General features: G+C 64.9%; 22 protein-coding genes and 1 pseudogene. 10 read left to right on the top strand and 13 right to left on the bottom strand.

Features of this window, described 5'->3' with window-relative positions; all coding sequences use genetic code 11:
* Positions 1–220: 220 nt before the first annotated feature.
* Positions 221–652 carry a hypothetical protein gene (locus KBX18_RS11320; RefSeq protein WP_255996211.1) on the top strand — a complete coding sequence of 144 codons (432 nt, stop codon included), beginning with the start codon at positions 221–223 and terminating at the stop codon, positions 650–652.
* Positions 653–835: 183 nt separating this feature from the next.
* On the opposite strand, the gene KBX18_RS11315 is transcribed toward KBX18_RS11320, so the two are convergent.
* Positions 836–1546, bottom strand: coding sequence for an IS6 family transposase (locus KBX18_RS11315; RefSeq protein WP_005291576.1), 711 nt, complete (start codon positions 1544–1546; stop codon positions 836–838).
* 289 nt (positions 1547–1835) lie between these two features.
* Positions 1836–2225 (bottom strand): heavy metal-responsive transcriptional regulator, encoded by a 390-nt coding sequence (locus KBX18_RS11310; RefSeq protein ID WP_004601215.1) that lies wholly within the window; start codon positions 2223–2225, stop codon positions 1836–1838.
* Positions 2226–2333: 108 nt separating this feature from the next.
* On the opposite strand from KBX18_RS11310, the gene merA reads away from it, so the two are divergent.
* The 7 genes and pseudogenes from merA to KBX18_RS11275 all read left to right on the top strand — a co-directional run bounded on the left by merA (position 2334) and on the right by KBX18_RS11275 (position 7636).
* Entirely contained in the window at positions 2334–3758 is a 1425-nt protein-coding gene (merA, locus tag KBX18_RS11305) for a mercury(II) reductase (RefSeq protein ID WP_255996210.1), read from the top strand.
* A gap of 34 nt (positions 3759–3792) precedes the next feature.
* Positions 3793–4446, top strand: a complete 654-nt coding sequence (gene merB, locus KBX18_RS11300; protein ID WP_004601217.1) for an organomercurial lyase MerB — start codon at positions 3793–3795, stop codon at positions 4444–4446.
* Positions 4447–4464: 18 nt separating this feature from the next.
* Positions 4465–4788 (top strand): hypothetical protein, encoded by a 324-nt coding sequence (locus KBX18_RS11295; RefSeq protein ID WP_228496498.1) that lies wholly within the window; start codon positions 4465–4467, stop codon positions 4786–4788.
* 38 nt (positions 4789–4826) lie between these two features.
* Positions 4827–5390, top strand: a complete 564-nt coding sequence (locus KBX18_RS11290; protein WP_070762601.1) for a mercury transporter — start codon at positions 4827–4829, stop codon at positions 5388–5390.
* Positions 5387–6343, top strand: coding sequence for a cytochrome c biogenesis CcdA family protein (locus KBX18_RS11285; RefSeq protein ID WP_255996209.1), 957 nt, complete (start codon positions 5387–5389; stop codon positions 6341–6343). The genes KBX18_RS11290 and KBX18_RS11285 overlap by 4 nt, the downstream gene beginning before the upstream one ends.
* Positions 6344–6720: 377 nt before the next feature.
* Positions 6721–6871, top strand: a pseudogene (locus tag KBX18_RS11280) (IS481 family transposase); the annotation flags it as partial.
* Positions 6872–7198: 327 nt separating this feature from the next.
* A complete protein-coding gene (locus KBX18_RS11275) occupies positions 7199–7636 on the top strand; it encodes a recombinase family protein (protein WP_255996208.1) in 438 nt (145 codons plus the stop codon).
* A 2-nt stretch (positions 7637–7638) separates the two neighbouring features.
* Here the strand turns inward: KBX18_RS11275 and KBX18_RS11270 are convergent.
* From KBX18_RS11270 to KBX18_RS11245, 6 genes are all read right to left on the bottom strand, one after another.
* Positions 7639–8981, bottom strand: a protein-coding gene (locus KBX18_RS11270; RefSeq protein WP_255996207.1) for an IS3 family transposase whose coding sequence is annotated in 2 segments (ribosomal slippage) — positions 7639–8540 and positions 8540–8981 — 1344 coding nt in all. Because the reading frame shifts where the segments join, the coding sequence is not laid out codon by codon here.
* Between the two features lie 103 nt (positions 8982–9084).
* Entirely contained in the window at positions 9085–9357 is a 273-nt protein-coding gene (locus tag KBX18_RS11265) for a YHS domain-containing protein (protein ID WP_255996206.1), read from the bottom strand.
* 42 nt (positions 9358–9399) lie between these two features.
* Positions 9400–11721 carry a cation-translocating P-type ATPase gene (locus KBX18_RS11260; protein WP_255996205.1) on the bottom strand — a complete coding sequence of 774 codons (2322 nt, stop codon included), beginning with the start codon at positions 11719–11721 and terminating at the stop codon, positions 9400–9402.
* A complete protein-coding gene (locus KBX18_RS11255; protein ID WP_255996204.1) occupies positions 11708–12685 on the bottom strand; it encodes a hypothetical protein in 978 nt (325 codons plus the stop codon). The genes KBX18_RS11260 and KBX18_RS11255 overlap by 14 nt, the downstream gene beginning before the upstream one ends.
* A 1-nt stretch (position 12686) precedes the next feature.
* Complete coding sequence (locus tag KBX18_RS11250; RefSeq protein WP_255996203.1) at positions 12687–12902, bottom strand: heavy-metal-associated domain-containing protein; 216 nt, start codon at positions 12900–12902, stop codon at positions 12687–12689.
* A gap of 64 nt (positions 12903–12966) precedes the next feature.
* The gene (locus KBX18_RS11245) at positions 12967–14520 is read right to left on the bottom strand and encodes an MFS transporter (protein WP_255996202.1); all 1554 of its coding nucleotides are present in this window, start codon (positions 14518–14520) and stop codon (positions 12967–12969) included.
* Positions 14521–14672: 152 nt separating this feature from the next.
* Here KBX18_RS11245 and KBX18_RS11240 point away from each other — a divergent pair, with 152 nt between their 5' ends.
* Positions 14673–15329, top strand: a complete 657-nt coding sequence (locus tag KBX18_RS11240; protein ID WP_255996201.1) for a TetR/AcrR family transcriptional regulator — start codon at positions 14673–14675, stop codon at positions 15327–15329.
* A complete protein-coding gene (locus KBX18_RS11235) occupies positions 15329–16522 on the top strand; it encodes an FAD-dependent oxidoreductase (RefSeq protein WP_255996200.1) in 1194 nt (397 codons plus the stop codon). The genes KBX18_RS11240 and KBX18_RS11235 overlap by 1 nt, the downstream gene beginning before the upstream one ends.
* Positions 16523–16543: 21 nt before the next feature.
* Here the strand turns inward: KBX18_RS11235 and KBX18_RS11230 are convergent, their stop codons facing one another.
* The 5 genes from KBX18_RS11230 to KBX18_RS11210 form a co-directional block, all read right to left on the bottom strand.
* The gene (locus KBX18_RS11230; protein ID WP_255996199.1) at positions 16544–17791 is read right to left on the bottom strand and encodes an MFS transporter; all 1248 of its coding nucleotides are present in this window, start codon (positions 17789–17791) and stop codon (positions 16544–16546) included.
* Between the two features lie 70 nt (positions 17792–17861).
* Positions 17862–18293 (bottom strand): single-stranded DNA-binding protein, encoded by a 432-nt coding sequence (locus KBX18_RS11225; protein ID WP_255996198.1) that lies wholly within the window; start codon positions 18291–18293, stop codon positions 17862–17864.
* Positions 18294–18384: 91 nt separating this feature from the next.
* Positions 18385–18528 (bottom strand): hypothetical protein, encoded by a 144-nt coding sequence (locus KBX18_RS11220; RefSeq protein WP_005285999.1) that lies wholly within the window; start codon positions 18526–18528, stop codon positions 18385–18387.
* A 159-nt stretch (positions 18529–18687) separates the two neighbouring features.
* Positions 18688–19113, bottom strand: a complete 426-nt coding sequence (locus KBX18_RS11215; RefSeq protein ID WP_255996197.1) for a DUF4192 family protein — start codon at positions 19111–19113, stop codon at positions 18688–18690.
* Positions 19088–19711, bottom strand: a complete 624-nt coding sequence (locus KBX18_RS11210; RefSeq protein ID WP_255996196.1) for a DUF4192 family protein — start codon at positions 19709–19711, stop codon at positions 19088–19090. Before KBX18_RS11210 ends, KBX18_RS11215 begins: the two co-directional genes overlap by 26 nt.
* Positions 19712–20237: the final 526 nt, after the last annotated feature.

Here is a 20237-nt window from a genome sequence, read left to right as displayed (position 1 = left end):
GGCATGGAGGTAGATTACCTTTCCCCGACTCAACACAGCCGGACTCAGAGGTGTCTACCAAACAGGGGTCAGGTCCTCCCCCGTTCACCCGCTGAAAGGTGATTGGTTCGACCGGATCAGTGGAAGCACGCTGACCGATGTCGTCCTGTGCAAGGGTAAATTCCTCTACGACATCGTCGAGCACACCACGATCAGCGGACACCTCGAAGACGTCAACTTCATGGAGCATCACACCAAGACGCAGCTGGACGAGGTCGACCTGTCCCAGTGCACCCTGGCGAACGTCAGCTTCACTGGCGTGCCGATGCAGCGCGTCAAACTGTCCGAGCATGACCAGAGCTTCGTCGACGAGAACTGGATCCAGACCGCTGAAGAGCTCCACCGGCTCACATTGTCCTACTTCGACGACGATGACTCGCGCAAGCGTAAAGCGGCAGAGCAGCTGTTCAACATCATTGAAGGTGACGCATCGAACTTCCGCTCGAAGTACGACCTTCGTCGTCCCGACCTGGAAAGCCTCGGTTACGACGAACGACGCGGAGCACGCTACATTGATGAACTGTCTGGCACGACGAAACCAGAATGGATCCGCGAACCGATCGCCGAACTCTACGCAGAGGTCGGCTGGACACCGTCGAGCCCCACACGATAAGGAGATCGGCTCATGTCCGCTACGTTCAATCAGATGTTCGGCGAGGCAGGATCATCGAGCATTGAGTTTGAAGGGAAAACCCTTCACGGACGCCTGAGAATCAATGGTGCTGTTGCAAACTTCAGGCGGAGAGCCGTGACGACCCAGTCTTCATCCTCTGATGCTCGCTGCGGGTCGGCGTTCTCAGGCAGCCTCGAACACCCGGCTGACGATCACCGCATCCGGGTTCGGTTGCTCGTAGGCAAACATCGCGCCCTGGCCTTTCCGCAATGAATGCATCGCTTCCATCCCTTTCAACGTCCGGTAGGCAGACGTCCGATTTTTGAACGTCCCCTTCGGTCCCAGGATTCGTTTCAACCGGCCATGATCTCCCTCGAGAACGTTGTTCAGGTATTTCACCTGACGGTGCTCCACCGTCTGAGGGCAGATTCCCTCCGCCTTCAGCTCGGATATTGCCTTGGCCAGAGCTGGTGCCTTGTCGGTGTTGATGACCCGCGGGGACCCGGCTGTCGTATTCGATCGCAGCGTCTTGGCCAGGAAACGCTTGGCCGCAGCCACATTCCGTTTTGGTGAGAGGTAGAAGTCTAAGGTCTGCCCACCGGCGGTAATAGCCCGGTAGAGATAGCACCACCTGCCGCCGACCCGGATATAGGTCTCATCCACCCGCCAGGACCGGGCCTGCCAGTCGGGTACCTGCCGGTACCAGCGAGTTTGCTTATCCAGCTCAGGGGCGTATTTCTGCACCCAGCGGTAGATCGTGGTGTGATCGACTGGCACACCCCGCTCGGTCATCATTTCTTCGAGGTCGCGGTAGCTCACGCCGTAGCGGCAGTACCACCGCACCGCCCACAGGATGATGTCACGGGGGAAATGCCGACCGGAGAAGATGCCCATGGCTCTGATTATTTCACGCCGGTCTTTCTACTGCCCCAACTTTGCAACAGCACCTTATAGGCTCAGTTTTGGTTGCGAGTGCTGTGGTGGCAACTGTCAGTCCAGAGGCCAAGAAGCTTTTGGCTCAAAATGCACCAAAGGTATTATCCTCAACCGCCAAAATGTTACTTCCAGGTAAGAAATAGTCCCTATTTATAGATAGCTCCTGGCGGTTAATCCTGTCATCCTGGCTCTCGTCGAGCTGCAACTCTCGCATAGCGTGGTTGCTAAGGAGGTGTGCCCAATTGGATTACAAGTACCTACACACTTGATCGGTGCTGCACGTTTCAGGGTCCGGGTGTGCGGCGTCCTGTCTGAGGTCCGCGATAGTGTCGCGCAGCACGGAGAGCTGCGCGATCTGCTGCTCGATCTCAGCGAGGCGCACGTCAAGCAGGTCGCGCACGTGCTCGCAGGGCGCCTGGCCGCCGTCGCGGATGTCGAGGATCTGGCGGATCTGGGCGAGGGTCAGCCCGGCGGCCTGGCCCCGGTGGATGAACCCGACCCGACCCACGGCATCCTCGGCGTAGTCCCGATAGCCGGAGGCCAATCGCTCGGCCGGAGGGAGCAGCCCCGACTCCTCGTAGAACCGCAGGGTCTTGGTCGTGGTTCCGGTTGCTTCCGCAAGCTGTCCGATCCTCATGTTCGCCAATTCCCCTTCCAATGGCCACCACACTTGACCTTCCATTGTACTGGAAGGTTCACAATGGTTCCATAGGAACTTTTGAACCACAGGGAAGAGACATCTGGAATGACAAACGAAAAGTTCGATCTGGCGATTATTGGTTCCGGCGGCGGAGCGTTTGCGGCCGCGATCCGGGCCACCGGACTGGGCAAGCGCGTCGTGATGGTGGAGCGCGGCACCGTGGGCGGGACATGCGTGAACACGGGCTGCGTCCCGTCGAAGGCGCTCCTGGCTGCCGCGGAGGCCCGCCACGTGGCGTTGGATTCGGCCCGCTTCCCTGGGGTGGCGGCCTCGGCGGGCCCGGTGGACATGCCGGCCCTGATTCAGGGCAAGGCCGCGCTGGTTGAAAGCATGCGCACGGAGAAGTACGTCGATCTGGCCGCGGACTACGGGTGGACGATGATCTCGGGGGACGCGTCGTTCACCGGAACCCAGGACGCACCGCTGCTCCGGGTGATCTCCCCGGATGGTGCAGTGAGAACGATCGAGGCCGGGCACTACCTCGTGGCCACTGGCTCCGCACCCTACGTACCGCCCGTTCCCGGACTGGCCGAGGCCGGGTACCTGACCTCGACGACGGCGATGGAACTGGACGAGGTGCCCGAATCAATGCTGATCCTGGGCGGAGGCTATGTTGCCCTGGAGATGGCACAGCTTTTCTCCCGGCTGGGCTCCCGGGTGACCATGCTGGTCCGTTCCCAGTTGGCCTCGCAGGAGGAACCGGAGGCATCCAAGGCGTTGGCGGGGGTGTTCGCCGACGAGGGGATCCGGGTGGTCCGGCGGGCCATGGCCGACTCCGTGGCCTCCGGCCCGGACGGGGTCTCGGTGACGGCAAACGTGGCCGGGGACGAGGAGGTGTTCCGCGCTTCCCACATCCTCGTGGCACTGGGCCGCCGCCCGGTGACCGAGGGACTGGACCTTGACGCCGTCGGGGTGAAGACCGGCGCATCCGGCGAGATCGTGGTCGATTCCCGCCTGGCCACGTCCAACCCGCGGGTTTGGGCCGCCGGGGACGCGACCGGCCATCGGGAGTTCGTTTACGTCGCAGCGGCCCACGGCGCCCTGGCCGTGGACAATGCGTTCACCGATGCCCTGGCCGAGGTCGACTACCGGCACCTGCCCCGGGTCACCTTCACCAGTCCCGCCATCGGGGCGGTCGGGATGACGGAAAAGGAAGCTGTCGCCGCCGGGATCAGCTGCGAGTGCCGGGTCCTCCCCCTGGAGTACGTGCCGCGAGCCGTGGTCAACCGCGACACCCGCGGCTTCATCAAGGTTGTCGCGGACCGCGACACCGGACGGATCCTGGGCCTCTCCGCGGTGGCCAAGGACGCCGGGGAGATCGCCGCCGCCGGCGTCTACATCCTCGAAGCGGGCATGACCACCGCGCAGGTCGCCGCCGCCTGGAGCCCCTACCTGACGATGGCCGAGGGCATCAGGATCGCCGCCAAGGCCTTCAACACCGACGTCTCCAAGCTCTCCTGCTGCGCCTGAGCTGCAGCCCCCACTACCGAAGCAAAGGAATGCCATGACCGCCACCGACCAGGCCCTCACCTATCTGTTGTCCCCCGCGCGCTCCGGAATAGACCCGGAATTGTTCGTGCCGCTGCTGCGGCTCCTGGCCGAGGGCGAGCCCGTCACGGTCGCCGAACTGGCCACCGCCAGTGGCCGGAGCGAAGACACGGTCCGGCAGGGACTGGCCGCCGTCCCGGACACCGAGTACGACGACGAGGGCCGCATCATCGGCCTGGCCCTGACGATGCGGCCCACCCCGCATCGCTTCACCCTGGCCGGGGAACAGCTCTACACCTGGTGCGCCCTGGACACCCTCTTCTTCCCGGCCCTGATCGGGAAGGCCGCAACCATTGAGTCGACCTCCCCGGGTAGCGGGACCCTCATCCGGGTGATGACGGGCGCGGACGGCACGGTGACCTCCGTGCAGCCGGCCACCGCCGTCGTGTCCATCATCAGCCACCCGGGCACGGGGCCGGTGCGGTCATCGTTCTGCAACCAGGTCCACTACTTCGCCTCCCGCGAGGACGCCCAGCCGTGGTTGGATTCCCATCCCGACGGCGAAGTCCTGGACATCGAGGCGGCACACCGGGCCGGTGCCGCCATGGCCTCCGCCCTCCTCGCCGCGGCCGCCACGCGGGCCCCCGCGGCGCAGGACTCCTGCTGCTGAGCTTTAAAAGGACATGACATGACCCAGCACCCAGAACAGCCAGACACCGGCCATCAACCCGTCCGGCAGACCGGTCGCCCCGGGCGATACCACACACTGGCCGCAGGAATCGGCATAGCAGCGGCCATGATCCTGTGCTGCGCAGGACCCATCCTCATCGCCGCCGGAGCCCTCGGCGCGATCGCCGGATTCTTCTCAAATCCCCTCGTGTTACTCGCGGCCGCCACGGTGCTCCTGGCCGGGATCATCGCCGTCACCAGGCAGCGAAAACGCCGCAGGACCGACGACTGCTGCCCTCCCGCATCCCCCGAGCACCACCGCACCGACCACGGCACCGCCTGAGTCCCCATCCCCATTCCTGGAAGGAACCACCAGACACCATGACATACCCGAGATCCCGCCGTTCTCTGTCCGTTCCCCGGCCCAGGCACCTCGCCTCCGCCCTGTTTCTGACAGCGGTCATGGCACTGACAACCGCCTGCGCCAGCTCACCGAGCGGCCCGTCGGCCGCGCCAGGCGGTTCGTCGCCCGACGCGGCCGGTGCCGTTGCTGTTACGGTCTCCGACATTGACGGCACTACCCGGACCATCCCGGACGGTAAGCCCGCAGCACTGTTCTTCTTCTCTGTCGGATGCGGTGAGTGTGTGGAAGGGGCCGATTCCCTGAACAAGGCCTCCACGGCCCTGGGAAGCTCGGCCGACTACCTCCTGGTGGACGTGGACCCCCGAGAACCGAAGGAGACCATCAACGGATTCCGCGATTACATCAAGGCCCCTGAGCTCCCTGCCGTCATCGACACCGGGGCCACACTGACCACCCGGTACAAGGTCACCTCCATAAGCACCCTGGTGGTGGTCGACGCGAAGGGTGACGTTACCTTCCGGGCCACCGACCCGTCTGCGGAAAAGATCCAAGAAGAACTCACCAAGGCCGGCGCCCAATGACAGCCCTGCTTGCCCTGGCCTTCGCCGCTGGAATGATTGCCCCGGTCAATCCCTGCGGTTTCGCCCTCCTGCCCGCCTGGATAGCCCAGACCATCGGGGACGCCCGGACGCGCCCGCTCGCGCTGCGTCTGGCCCACGGGCTCCGGGCCGGGCTCGCGCTCAGCCTCGGCTTCGCCGGGACCCTGGCAGCCTTCGGGCTGATCGTCAGCGCGGGCGCCAGGACCCTGATCAGCGCAGCGCCCTGGCTGGGAATGGCCACCGGGGTGATCCTTCTCCTGCTGGGCCTGGCCATGCTCACCGGACTCACACCACAGCTCCGTCTGCCGGCCTGGGCCACGAAACCCCGCACACAAGAAGCCGCAGGGGCAGGTCACAAAACCGGGCGCATGGTGGCCTTCGGGGTCGGATACGCCGCAGCATCCCTCGGCTGCACCCTCGGGGTGCTCCTGGCCGTGATCGCCCAAGCCCAGGCCGTCGCCAGCTACGCCGGGCTGCTCGCGGTCTTCGCCGCCTACGCCGCAGGCTCGGCCACTGTCCTGATGCTCGTTTCGGCAGGCACGGCCATCGCCGGGGCCGCCCTCGGGCGAAGAATCACCGGCCTGGCCAAGCACAGCAACCGCATCGCCGCCTTCATCCTCACCATAACCGGCGCCTACCTCAGCTGGTATTGGTATCCCGCCGCCACCGGCGGAACCGCACAGGCCAACAGCCTCGCCGTATGGTCAGCCGCCGCCAGCGCCTGGATCAGCGACAACAGCACCCTGATCGCAGCCCTCGCCGCAGCCGTGGTGCTCGCATCGGCATTGGCCGCCCTCAACCGGCGCAGGAGACTGCGCATCAGACAGGGAACACCGCCCACAGGCGAGGGCCCCGGGCAAAGCGGGGAACCCGACTGCTGCACACCAACTCCGGACAACAACTCGACCGAGGACCGGCCAGGCACGATCCCGTAGCTGGCCGAGGACTCCCAAAAAGCAAGGGGGAGAGGGAACCTTGCCCATCTTCTGGCAAACGAGGCGCCCGCCTATCAGGACAGGTTGGTACAGCGGCATCAGGCCGGAAGTCAATTCGTGCAGAGGACTTCGGGCAATCCGTCAGAAGCCCTCTGTACCGCCCCCCCGCAATGACGGGAACGTCAGTGTGGTGGACTTCGGAAAGCCACAGTGACACCCACTAGTTGTACTCGACCGTGACGTTGGTGGCACTTTCGGTCTTGTGAAATAGCTAGGCCTCCTGGCTTAGTGGAGCTGTCTAGTTCTTCACTGCCAGGAGGCCTCTATGCCCAACGGTAACGCCCGCTTGACCACGCATGCGAGAGCGTTGCTGGTGGCCAGGCAAGCTCATCCATATCGATGTGAAGAAACTCAGCCGCATCCCCGACAGCGGCGGTTGGCGAGTCCACGACCGATCCGCGACCGGAAGACCCGATCGGGTTCGACCACGTCCATGCCGCTGTCGATGACCACACCCGACTCGCTTATATGGCCCACTAGCGGTCGCGGAGCGTCCTGAAAACCTAAAGTTTTATGAGACACCCGGCAGGAACTGGAATGTGAGACCGTTTCATGGGGCAATTGGCCTCCTCCCCGTCTCACTAAAGCGTCTCGCCCTAAGTTGTCGCAGGGTGGTGCTCGGTAGGGGTTTGTGAGGCATAATCGAGACATGAGGCTTTTGGGGTACACCCCAAGCGAACAATTTGTGAATGACAAAACTTCCTGTTCGCTAGGGTTAGTTCCAAGACTAACGGAACAGAACCGTCACTGCCTCTGGAGATCACTGAACAGTTGGGGGCGATCTCAGGACAAAAGGTGGGCTATGCCCGGGTGAGTTCGAAAGATCAGAACCTTGATCGTCAGATTGAACAACTCAAGGCAGAGAAGGTCTTCACCTATTACACGGATAAGGCCAGTGGTGGATCGCGTGAGCGCCCTGGACTTGATGAAGCAATGCGATATGTCCGTGCAGGAGATCAGCTTGTCGTCACGTCGATGGATCGGTGCGCGCGTTCACTGACGGATCTGTACGCCATTGTTGACGAGCTAGTCAGCAAAGGAGTGTCGGTGAAGTTCCTCAAGGAGGGACAGACCTACTCAAAAGACTCCACCCCGATCGCCAAGCTGATGCTAGGGCTGTTGGGTTTTGTTCAGTTGGGTAAGGCCGTGAAAGAGCTGGATCAACACCGTGAAATAGTTGAAAAAAATAACCCCGCAGGTTTGAACTGGCCCCCGAAAGTTGGACTGGTTTAATTCTAGGCTGTGAGGGCTTCAAGGGTCTGATTCCGATATTGCATCGGGGTCAGGCCCTTGAGTCGTTGTTGGACGCGTTCGGTGTTGTACCACCCGATGTACTCGTCGATCGCTTGGTTGAACTCCTCGACGGTGTCGAAGACTTCGCCGTGGTACATCTCGGTTTTCACGTGCCCGAAGAAGTTCTCCATGACCGCGTTGTCGTAGCAGTTGGCTTTTCGCGACATCGACTGAACACCTCCGTTATCGCCGATCAGGTTGCGCCACGAGGAATGCTGGTACTGGAAGCCTTGATCGGTGTGCATCATCCACCCGGGTTCAGGTGCACACGCTGCGATCGCCTTGGATAAAGAATCGGTGGTAAACGCTGTCGACGGCGATGTGGCAACGGTGTGAGCGACGATGGAGCGGTCGAACAAGTCCATCACCGGTGACAGGTATATCTTGCGGCCTGCGACCCTGAACTCGGTGACGTCGCTGACAAAGACGGTATTTGGCTTATCCGGGGTGAACTTGCGGTCAAGTGTGTTGTCAGCGATGTGGCTGATCGTCCCGCTGTAGGAAACATACGGCCTGCGTTGGCGGATCTTGGCTCGAAGACCCATCTGGCACATGAGTTTGTAGACGAGTTTGTGGTTGACCACCCAGCCCTGGTTACGCAGGTCCAGCAGCACCCGCCGGTAGCCATAGCGATGCTTATTGCGTTCGAAGCTTTCCCGGATCGCGTCTTTGAGCACTGCGTACTTATCCGGTTCGTTGAGTCGTTTCTGGTGGTAGAAGAATGTCGACCGTGGGATACCTGCTGCCTTTAGCAGGTGCTCCAGGCGGTGGTGCGACTTGAGGATGACGATCGCCTGGACTTTCAGGCGTGTCCCTGGTTCCTCAAGTCCCGCAATTTTTTTAGATAAGCGTTTTCCGCTTCCAACCGTGCGATCTGACGGCGCAGCTTCTCTTCTTCTGTAAGCCGCCTCGGTGCGGCCGAGCTTTTGGGTCTGCCTTTCGGCTTCGGCTTCAACGCGTCATCGCCGCCTTTGCGCCATTTCCGGGACCAATCTTTGACGAGTTGGTCTGACGACAGGCCAAACTCGCGTGCAAGATCCATCTTTGTCTCGCCGGCAAGGTGGCGTTGGACAATTTCCTTCTTGATGTCGAACGAGTACTGCTGCTTTGTCGGTTTCTCCACAAGACATAGCCTGCCATGCAGCTGAAACCGGCGACGCAGCGTACGGACGGCGTATTTGGAGACACCAAGAGTCTTGGCAGCGGTTCCGTAGCTCATGCCTTGCTCGAAACACTCCACCAGCTGCTCACGCTGATGTTCGCTCAGCGAACTTCGTGCTCTCAATGAAAACTGCTCCTCACTAGTTGGTAACTGATTTCTCAGTCCAACTAATGGGAAGCAGTTCAAAAGGCGGGAGGCACGGAACCCGGGTCGTTCTGGTCGCCTGTCAGGCGGCGTTGGCGTAGCGGTCGGGGTCGGCGTCGAACAGCGGGCCGCAGGCGGCGCAGCAGAACCAGTACCGCTGGCCCTGGTAGTCGCGGTAGAGGCCTGCGGCCTCAGCGTCGGACTTGATGACCGGGGTGCCGGCCATGACCAGGCACTCGGTCACATGGTCACTGTTCGCCTTTGCGAGGTCCTCGGTCTTGGGGGCGTGGCCGCTGCAGCCGCCAGAGGCGCTGCCGTGGTCGTGGTCGTGGTTGTGGTGGTCGTGTGCAGTCATCAGATAGGTCCTTTCGTGGTTGGGTGATGACGATTGGATGGTTCAGGCGGCGACCGGCTCGCGAGCCGGTGCCGGGGTGGAGGCGTCGTCCGCACGGGCCTTGAAGGTGCGCAGCCGGAGGCTGTTGGAGACGACGAACACGCTGGACAGGGCCATTGCGGCGCCGGCGAGCATCGGGTTCAACAGTCCGAACGCGGCCAGCGGGATCGCGGCGGTGTTGTAGGCGAAGGCCCAGAACAGGTTCGTCTTGATCGTGCCCAGCGTCTTCCGGGACAGCCGGATCGCGTCCGCCGCGGCGCGCAGATCGCCGCGGACGAGGGTGATGTCGGCTGCCTCGATCGCGACGTCGGTGCCGGTGCCCATGGCGAGCCCGAGGTCGGCTTGGGCGAGGGCGGGGGCGTCGTTGACGCCGTCACCGACCATCGCTACCGTCTTCCCTTCGCCTTGGAGGCGGGTGACGACATCGACCTTGTCCTTGGGCAGGACCTCAGCGATGACCTGCGTGATGCCGACCTCGGAGGCAACCTGCTCGGCCACCGCCTGGTTGTCACCGGTCAGCAGCACCGGGGTCAGACCCAGCTCCCTGAACTGGTGGATCGCCTCAGCCGAGGTGGGCTTGATCTGGTCGGAGACGACCAACACGCCGCGCGCGGCGCCATCCCAGCCAACTGCGATCGCGGTCTTGCCCTGCGATTCGGCCTCCTGCTTCGCGGCCCGGAGAGTGTCGTCGAGGTGGATCGACCAGTCCGCCAACAGCGACTCGCGGCCGGCGAGGACGGCATGGCCGTCGACGACGCCCTGCACGCCCTTGCCCTCGATGTTCTCGAACGACTCCGGGGCAGGCAGCTCGCCGACCTCGCTGGTGGCGCCGGCGGCGATGGCCTGCGCGATCGGGTGCTCGGAGTAGTCCTCCAGGCCGCCGGCGATACGCAGCAGCTCGCCCCGATCCACACCCTCGGCGGGAATCGCCTCGGTGAGCGTCATCTTGCCGGTGGTGACGGTGCCGGTCTTATCCAGCACGATGGTGTCGACTTTCTTGGTGGATTCCAGGACTTCGGGGCCCTTGATGAGCACGCCCATCTGCGCGCCCCGACCGGTGCCGACCAGAAGTGCGGTGGGGGTGGCGAGGCCGAGAGCGCAGGGGCAGGCGATGATCAGCACCGCCACGGCGGCGGTGAACCCGGCCGAGAGCGGGAACCCGGCCCCGATCCAGGCACCGAGCGCGGCCACGGCGACGGCGATCGCGATGGGTACGAACACCCCGGACACCTTGTCGGCGAGGCGCTGGATCTCGGCCTTTCCGGACTGGGCGTCTTCGACGAGCTTGGCCATCTGCGCCAGCTGCGTATCCGCTCCAACCCGAGTGGCCTTCACGACAAGGCGCCCGCCTGCGTTCACGGTCGCACCGGTCACGGTGTCGCCTTCGCGGACCTCGACGGGCACGGATTCGCCGGTGAGCATGGACGCGTCAATCGCGGAGTTGCCGGAGGTGATGACGCCGTCGGTGGCGATCTTCTCGCCCGGCCGGACGACGAACTCATCACCCACGCTCAGCTCGTCGATGGAAACACGTTCCTCCTTCCCGTTCCGGAGGACGGAGACTTCCTTCGCGCCGAGTTCCAGGAGGGCGCGCAGGGCGGCTCCGGCGCGGCGCTTGGAGCGCTTCTCGAAGTAGCGGCCGAGCAGGATGAAGGTGATCACCCCGGCGGCGACCTCCAGGTAGATGTGCCCGAGCCCGTCCGAGCGGGAGATGGTGAACTCGAAGGGGTGGACGACGCCGCGATCGCCCGCGGTGCCGAAGAACAGCGCCACCAGGGACCAGATCATCGCCGCAGTGGTGCCCACGGAGATGAGGGTGTCCATCGTCGCGGCACCGTGTTTAAGGTTCATCCAAGCGGCCTTGTGGAACGGCCAACCTGCCCACACCACCACAGGTGCTGCCAGTGCGAGGGAAGCGAAGCCCCAGTAGTCGAACTGCAGCGCGGGGATCATCGCCATCGCGATGACCGGCACCGCCAGGACCGCGGAGCCGATAAGCCGCTGCCGCAGGCTGCGCAGCTCGGCATCCTCACGCGACTCGCCCTCATCTCCATCGCTGGGTATCTCGCCCTTGGGCGTGGGGAGCTCGGCGGTGTAGCCGGTCTTCTCCACCTCGGCAATGAGCAGCTGCGGGTCGTAGCCTTCGGGAGCAGTAACGCTCGCTTTCTCGGTTGCGTAGTTCACGGACGCGGTGACGCCGTCGAGCTTGTTGAGCTTCTTCTCGATCCGGTTCGCGCACGAGGCGCAGGTCATGCCACCGATCTGTAAATCAATCCCGGCAGCGTCGACAGCGTTTGTCATCGGCACACTGTTAGCCGTAGTCATGATCTCTTCCTTCCTCATTCCCGCCGTCGCGTTCGCCCTCGGTACCACCGGTGGTGGTGTCGATGACCAACGGCGCGGTGTGCACCTGCCCGTCGACCTGGAAGTCGAGGAACAGTAGGTACCGGCCGGGCGTGGGAGCGGTAGCCTCGAACACGATCTCCGGACCGGAGGTCTCTCCGGGCTTCGGCGCATCCCCGTGCGGGTGGACGTGCAGGTAGGCCAGGTCGTCGTCGCGCAGCGCGACCAGGTGCCCGAAAGCCCCCAGGTACGGCTCCAGCGCGGTGACCGGCTTCCCGTCACGGGTGACGGTCATGGTCAGCTCCGACGCGGAGCCGGCGACCAGATCACCCTCAACCGTGACGTCGAACCCATCGACCGTAGTCTTTGCGACCGGTTCGGCGGTGACAGGGTCGTAGTCGCCGGGCACCTGCACCGTGGTCGATAGAGTGATGCCCTCGCCGTGGTCGGCGGGCACGAAGTCGGCGAACACCCGGTAGGTTCCGGCCGCCTCCCACTGCCAGGGGATCGACCAGTCGCCATCGGCGCCTCGTTCGGGGTGGACGTGGCGGAAATGCGTGCCGTCGGCGCGGACGACGATCAGGTGCAGCTCTTTCTCGTGCTCCAGCTCGTAGTCGGTGACCGGCTTGCCGTCCGGGCCGGTGACCGTCAGCGACAGCTCACCGTCGGCGCCGAGGGCGTCCGGGGTGGTGACGGCGGTGAGCTGGTAGCCGTCCTGCGCGATGCCCAGGCCGAGCGACCCAGCTCCGGCGTCGTGGCCCTCGTGCCCGGTGCTGTCCATGTCTTCTCCTCCTTCTTCGTGTCCTTGGTGGGTGGTTCTCTCGGTGTCTTCCGCCCAGGCCTGCACCGTGCTCTCCGGGACGACCGCGTTCGCCGTGAACGCGGCCACGGCGAACACAGCCACCAGCACCAGCCCGTACAGGCCCAGCCTTGCAGGTGCCTTCATGTCAGCTCCTGACGGCGGTGTAGCCGGCCTCGTCGACCGCCGCGATCACCGCGGCTTCATCGACCGGCTGCTCGCTGGTCACGGCCAGCCGCCCGGTCTGGGCGCTGACCTCGATGCCGGTCACCCCTGCGATCTCGGACACCTCGGCGCGGATCGCGGTCTCGCAGTGCCCGCAGCTCATCCCGGTTACCTGAAACTCAGTCGTGGTGGTACTCATGATCAGAACTCCTTCACTCGTGTTCAACTTCTCTGTCAGATTAATACCCGCTGGGGGTATTTGGTCAAGGTGTGGCTTGCTCCTCGGCAGCCTGCTGCGCTTCACCGGTCGGGCGGACGTGGCGCAGCCTCGTTGCGGCGATGATCGCCGCGAGACCGGCGATGACCGCCGAGACGATAGCCGCGGTGTTGAGCCCGCCGGTGAACGCGGTCTGCGCTGCGGCCACCACCTGCTCTCCGAGTGCGCCGGGCAGCTGGGTTGCTGTGGCCATGGCGCCGTCGACGCTGTCCGATGCCGCCGCGGCGGCATCGGCGGGCAGGCCGCCGGGCAGCAGCCCGCCGATCTGATTCCGGTAGGCGGCGATCCCCACACTGCCGATGACTGCGACACCCAGGGAGATGCCCAGGTCGTTCGCGGTGGTCGCCAGCCCCGAAGCGCCGCCGGCCTTCTCCGGCGGCACCGAGCTGACGACCAGATCGGTGGTCAGCGCCATGGACGGGGCGACGCCGGGGTAGGTGATCACGAAGGATGCGATCACCAGCGCCAGGCCGGTGTCGGCGTCGAGCTGGGTGAACAGGATGTAGCCGACCACCTGGGTGAGCAGGCCGATCGCGATCACATTGCCGGGCCTGAACTTCCGGGCGAAGACCGGGGAGAGTGTGGAGACCACGATCAGCACCGCCGCCGCAGGGAGGATTGACAAGCCGGCTTGCAGGGGCGAGAGTTCCTGGACCTGCTGGAGGTACTGGGTGAACAGCGAGTACACCCCACCCAGTGCCGCTGCCGAGAGCAGGAACACCGCCAGCGCCCCGGAGACGGTGCGGTTGGCGAACAGCCGCACATCCAGCAGCGGCTTCTCAGCCCGCAACTGACGGATCACGAACCACAGCCCGACCAGCGCGCCCGCCACGAGCAGGGCGATGGAAAGACCAGCCGGCTCCTGGGCGGCGAAACGCTTGATGCCGTAGATGATCGCCAGCAGCCCTGCGACCAGCAGCAGAGCGCTGAACAGATCGATCCTCGCGCTCGGGTCCTTGTGCTCGGGCAGCAGCAGTGGGGCGCCGATGACCACCAGGGCCATGATCGGCACCGCCACCAGGAAGGTGGCCTGCCACCCGAAGCCCTCCAGCAGCAAGCCGGACAGCAGCGGACCCAGCGCCACACCAGCGGAGATGCCGCCGGCCCACACGCCGATCGCGACACCGCGCTGCTTCGCATCGGCGAAAAGCACGAAGATCAGCCCGATCGTCGCCGGCACCATCATCGCCGCGGCCAGTCCGAGGATGGCCCGCCAGACGATCATCAGTTCGGGGATCGTCGTCAGCGCCGCGGCGATCGAGACAGCGGCGAACAGGATCGCGCCGATCACCATGAGCAGGCGCTTGCCGATCCGATCGCCGAGCACGCCCATCGCGACGAGGAACCCGGCCATGACGAAGCCGTAGATGTCGAGAATCCACAGCAGCTGCGTGCTCGACGGATTCAGGTCCGCGGCCAGATTCGGGGCGGCGAGAAACAGGATCGTGAGCATCATGAACAGCAGCGTCGAGGGGATCACCAGAACGGCAAGCCCCCACCACTGCTTGGCGCCGGCACGCGGCGCGGCGGTGTCGCTCATCGCGCACCCCCAGGGATGTGTGTCGTGGACATGGTCGTCATCTCCTCTCTGTCGGCCCCGCCTCGCCCTCCGAGCCGGAACTCGATCATCGGTGTACGAGTTGTAACAGGTACACTATCACATACATTCCAGTACGACTTGTGAGGTGGATCATGACGGTGAAGAAGACGACGCCCCGCGGCACGACGACCGGTGCGTCAGGCGGCGATGGCCGGGCGGCCAATCAGCGGGCGGATGCGCGGCGCAACCGGGCAAGGATTCTGGCCGCGACGGCGACGGCGATCCGCAAGAACCCCGACGCTTCGGTCGGCGACATCGCCGCCGAGGCCGGGATGGGCAGAGTGACCGTCTACGGGCACTTCCCGACCCGCGCGGAGCTGATCGAGGCCGCCCTCGTTGACAGCCTCGAACGCGGCGAAGACGTGCTCAGCGGGGTGCCCCTGGATGGTGATCCGGGCGAGGCGTTCCGGCGACTGGTGGCCTCCAGCTGGGTGCTGGTCGACCAGTCGCGGGCGCTGCTGGCGGCCGCGCTGAAAGAACTGCCTGCGGCACGCATCCGCGAGCTGCACGAGAAGGCCGAGGGACGGATGCGGGCTCTGCTGCTGCGCGGCCAGCGTGAGGGTGTCTTCCGGGTCGATCTGCCGGTGTCCTGGCTGCTGACTACTACGCACGTGGTGATGAACGGTGCCGCCGAAGAAGTGCGTGCCGGGCGCCTCGACGCCGACGACGCGCCGTGGTTCATCGAGGCGATCCTGCTGCCCGCCTTCGCCGCCACCACCAGCACCACCACCATTGGGGAAGGAGCCTGATGAGGATGCCCAGCATCGCGATCATCGGGGCCGGCGCTGCTGGCACCGCAGCCGCAAGAACCCTGCACGCTTCCGGTGTCGACGTCGACCTCTACGCCCGGAACGGTGAGGTGCCGTTCAACCGGACGTTGGTCAACAAGGGCATCGCGATCGGGCTGCTCGAACCGGCCCAGGCGGCCCTGCCCGACACTGGGGCCGCCCTCCGGTCGGAGACGGTGCGCGGCCTCGACCCCAGGGCTCGGCGCTTGCGGCTGGACTCCGGCGATACACACGCCTACGACGCGCTCCTCATCGCCACCGGCAGCCGGCCCCGCACTCTCGACGAGGAGGTGATCGGCCGCGACCAGGCCATCAGCGGCGGCAGACTGACCACCCTGCACTCGGCCGCCGACGCCGTCCGCGTCCGCGATCTACTCGCGACCACTCAGCCTGCCCGGGTGCTCATGCTTGGTGGCGGCCTCGTCGCCTCCGAGACCGCCTCGCTGCTCACCGACGCCGGCCACGACGCCGCCCTCATCACCCGCGCCGCGATCCCAGGAGCGAACGCCATCGGCGAACACGTCGCCCGGCGGCTACGCGACCTGCACCGCCCCCAGCACGCCGCCTACCTGGAACGCACCGTGCACTCGATCCGCACCCACACCGACCGCATCAGTATCACCCTCAACGACGGCAGCCAGGTCGAAGGTGACCTCGCGATCGTCGCGCACGGCACTCTGCCCGCCGCCCCCGCACCATGGACCGGGCCCGACGGCATCCCCGTAGATTCCCGCCTGCGCTCCATGCACGCCCCGCGGCAACGGATCTACGCCGCCGGCGGCGTCGCCGTGCATCACTATCCCGGCCACGGCTCCTACCGGATCGATCACTGGGACGACTCCGCCGCCCAGGGCATCCACGCCGCGAACACGCTGCTGCACGACCTCGGTATCGCCGGCGACCCCGGCCAGTACCTGCCGAGCTCGACGTTCTCCGCACGCATCCACGGCCACACCCTCACCGGAGCAGGGCACCCCGCCCTGGGCACACGCACCCGCGTCGTCTCCGAGGAACCACTGATCACAGCCCACTACCTCGACGAGGTGCTGGTCGCGCTCACCGGAGTGAATGCCGCCGGCCCTATGCGTGAGCTGATGCCCGGCCTGCACCACCCTGAAACCGCGGCTGATCCGGTGACGCAACAGCACGTATGAGCCCCTCGCGTCAAACGGAGTTCAGACGGTGCGCACGCAGGCGCACTGGCATGCCGCGAGGGTGCCTTCGGCGGCTTCGGTCTCCTCGCGCACCGCCCGATCACTGATCACCGGCTCTGCGGCGGCGACACCGGTCGGGGCGGCCTCGCTGTCCTTCTGCTCGCGCGGCCAGAGCAGGTGCGCCGCGATCGGGTAGGTGACGAGCCAGGCGAGGTGCGAGAGGGAGAACTGTGCGGCGAATCCCGCGGGGAGGTCCTGCTTCGCCACCGAGCCGCGGATGACGCGCCCGGTCGGGGTGACGATTATCGCCATGCCGCCGCCGATGATCACCCAGATCGGTGCGGTGACCATCCAGGATGCGACTTGGGTGGCGGTCATCGCGACGGCGGCGAGCACTCCGGCCAAAAGCACCAGGGCGCCGGTCATCATCACAATCCGCTCGGCGATCCGGTCGAGCACGCGTGGCAGGAACAGCGCGACCAGCAGCGTGCCGCCGCCCGAGGCGGCCAGCATCCACGCGACGTCGGCCTGCGAGCCGCCCAGGTGGTCGCGGACGTAGTTGACCGTGTTGACGACGACGATCGATCCCGCTGCCGCGACGACCAGGTTCAAGGCCACCACACCGCGCAGCCGGGGCGTGGCGAAGAAGACCCTGACTCCCGATGTGACCCGCGCCCAGGCGCCGACGTGCCCGCTCGGGGTGGCATTGGGAATGTGGGTCGAGAGCACCAGCACGGCGGAGAGCGCGAACCCGATCGAGGTGCGGATGAACAGCCAGTTGAACGCCATGAACGTCAACGCGACGGCCGCCAGGACCGGGCTGAGCATGCTCTCCACCGTGTACGCGACCTGCGACGCGGACAGTGCTCGGGTGTAGTCGGACTCCTTGGTGACGATATCGGGGATCACGGCCTGGAATGTCGGCGTGAAGGCCGCCGACGCCGCTTGCAGGACGCCGATGAGCACGTAGATGTGCCAGACCTCCGTGACGAACGGGAGCACCAGCACCACCCCGGCGCGCACCACATCGAGCAGTGTCAGGAACATCCGCCTCGGAAGCCGGTCAGCATACGCCGCTGCCAGCGGCGCGATCAGAACGTACATGACCATTTTGATCGTCAGAGCGGTGGCAAGCACCGACCCTGCGCTCGGGCCGGCCAGGTCGTAGGCGAGTAGGCCCAGCGCCACTGTCGCCAGCCCAGTGCCGAACAGCGCGATGATCTGCGCACCGAACAGGTGGCGGAAGTCGCGGATCGCGAACAGGCGCATCAATCTTCTCCTCAAACCCTCTCAAGAACACGTAACCCCTCCAGCCTGAATTCCCTGCGGGGTGTCGTTGTTAGAACGGTGCTTCGTCGTTGTCGGCGTCAGCGCCAGCCAGGGCGGCGTTCGCCGCCTCGCCTCCGCGACGGGCTGCGCGCGCAGCGGACTCTTTCTTGGAGTCGATCAGCTGCACGGTGTCGATACGGGCGACCAGCGGGTAGTGCTTCACACCGTCCTTGTCGGTGTAGACGTCGGTTTTCAGCGAGTAGCTCACCGCAACGCGATCGCCGGAGCCGACGCAGCCGAACACGCCGGGGTTCTTAGCGTCCTGGACGTAGCCGGTCAGCTCCACGATCTCGCTTTCCACCTTGCCGGTGGCCTTGTTCTTGAAGGTGTTGCGCGCATAGACGCTGAGTTTCACCGTCGCGCCACCGTTTGCGTGCTCGAACAGCTTGGGTGCGCGAGCTGCGTTGCCGACGATGGTGCCGTTGTTGAAGGGGTTGGACATGATGGTTCTCCTTACGTGAGTGGGTGTGATTTGCCGTGCAATTTGGGTACTTAAGCAGCTGCTTTGCTGCTGCGGGGTGGTTGCGCTGCCGTTACAGCACTGCCCAGGGCAGCGGTGCGCCTGCCGCCTCTAGGTCGCGCAGTTCTTGCGCTGCGCCCGGATCGGCGTCCTCGCCGTCGATGCCGTCGGCGAGCTGGTAGAGCAGTTCCAGGTCGGTGTGTATGAAGTCGCTCATCACGTGCCTCCTTGTTCGGATTGATGGTCAATCCGTCTGTTGGAGACAGCTCTGCTGTCTAGGGGGTTCTCCCCCGCCCCGCTAGGTGTGCATCTCTGCAGGCCACGGCCCCGCGAGAAAAAGAAACCCCGTTGCATCGCTGCAACGGGGTGTGTGGTGCTACTCGGTGAACAAGATCCTGCGGGTCTTCTCGGCGCCTTCGCGGACAAGCTCGACCATCCGCTCGCCCTGGCCGATATCGGTCAGCTTCGCCACCAGCGACGGGAAGTTCTCGTCTGGCCCGATCTCGGTGGCTCGCTGCGCAGCCACGCCAGCTAGCCCCGGCTGGCCGGTGGCGTGCGCGAGCACTGCGACAGTGGCGGTGAGCTGCGCCCGCATCCCCGGCCAGCTGGTCGGGACAGCGCGCATAACCTTCTCTATGAACGCAAGGCCCGCCTGCGGGTCATCGAGCAGCGCCGCGAGCAGCGCGTCTCGCAAGCGCTTTGTAGTGAAGCATTTCAGCGCCGATCGAACAGCGCGCGTGCTCGGCTGGGTTATTCCTGCCGCCGCCTGCTCGTATTCACGCTGCAGCACGTCGGAGAACATGGGCGGGGGTATACGCCAGCGCGTCTTCGATGATGTCGGCGTGCTCGGCAGCGTCGATGCCGTGATCGGTGCTGTTCAACCGTGCCTCGATGTCGTCTTTGCTCGGCTCCGGCAGCTCGCCGGTGTGCTCTAGCATCTGCCGCAGCGCCGCCGATGCGGCGACCTCGCCGACAACGCCGTGGCGCGGCTCGTCGATGAGCGGATGCTGGTACACAGACCACCACGCAGCCCCGGTGACGATCTCAGGCACCTGCACCACCCCGAGCAGCGGCGGTAGGTGCACTGCCCCGCTGGTGAGGTACGTGGCCGTCTCGTCGAAGATCGGCTGTGCAATGTCGTCGCTGATCATGTACGCGATAACAGCGTCGAGTTCCAGGTGGTTGATCCACGCTGCGAACCGCTCGCGGCTCTCGGTGAGCTTTGCAACAGCTTCGTCCAGGTCGAACCGCGCGACCGGGCCGAGGCGGACGGTGTCGACGCCCTCGTCGTCGACGAAGAACGCGAGGATCAGCGAGTTGTTCGGGTAGAACCCGAGGATGCCGGGGAGGTTCGCGAGGATCTCGCCGTGGGATGCAAGCGTGTGGGAATGAGTGGACATGGCAGTGCTCCTTTGCACGAATACGGGGTGTACGTGGGCAATCCCGTATTCAGTCCGGCTCTGCCGGTCGCGCCCTGCCACGGCACCACCGCACCTGAAGCGTGCTGAGCGTCGCTAGCGCAGCCTGATGCTCGCTCGCTGGGTGCGAGCGCTAGCGACGCAGCATTGTTAGATCCCCGCGTCGCCGCTGGTTAAGCGTTACCTTTGGCGCGGTTGTGAGACTTGCACAGCAGTTCGCAGTTGCTTTCCTCGAACTGCCGGCTCCCGTGGCGTTCCTTCGTTGCTGCCGTCCTAGCAATCACTAAGCAATGCACCGAAAACCTGCGCCGCGTCGTTGGAGCGTCGCAGTTCCGTTTGGTGCAGGATTTTGACCCTAGTGCACCAGCTAGTGCACCAAATGGCGATCCGATCACAAAATGAAGAAGGGTTAAACGACAAAAAGTGTGTCTGGAATCGCCGGTTTCCGGGGCTTAACCACGAGGTTTCAGGAAAATATATGCTTCTGGGGCATATATCTGGCTTCCTG

The sequence above is a fragment of the Corynebacterium sp. CCUG 69979 genome (assembly GCF_024454095.1).
GTDB lineage: Bacteria > Actinomycetota > Actinomycetes > Mycobacteriales > Mycobacteriaceae > Corynebacterium > Corynebacterium genitalium.
This window is presented reverse-complemented; position numbering and strand designations above follow the sequence as displayed.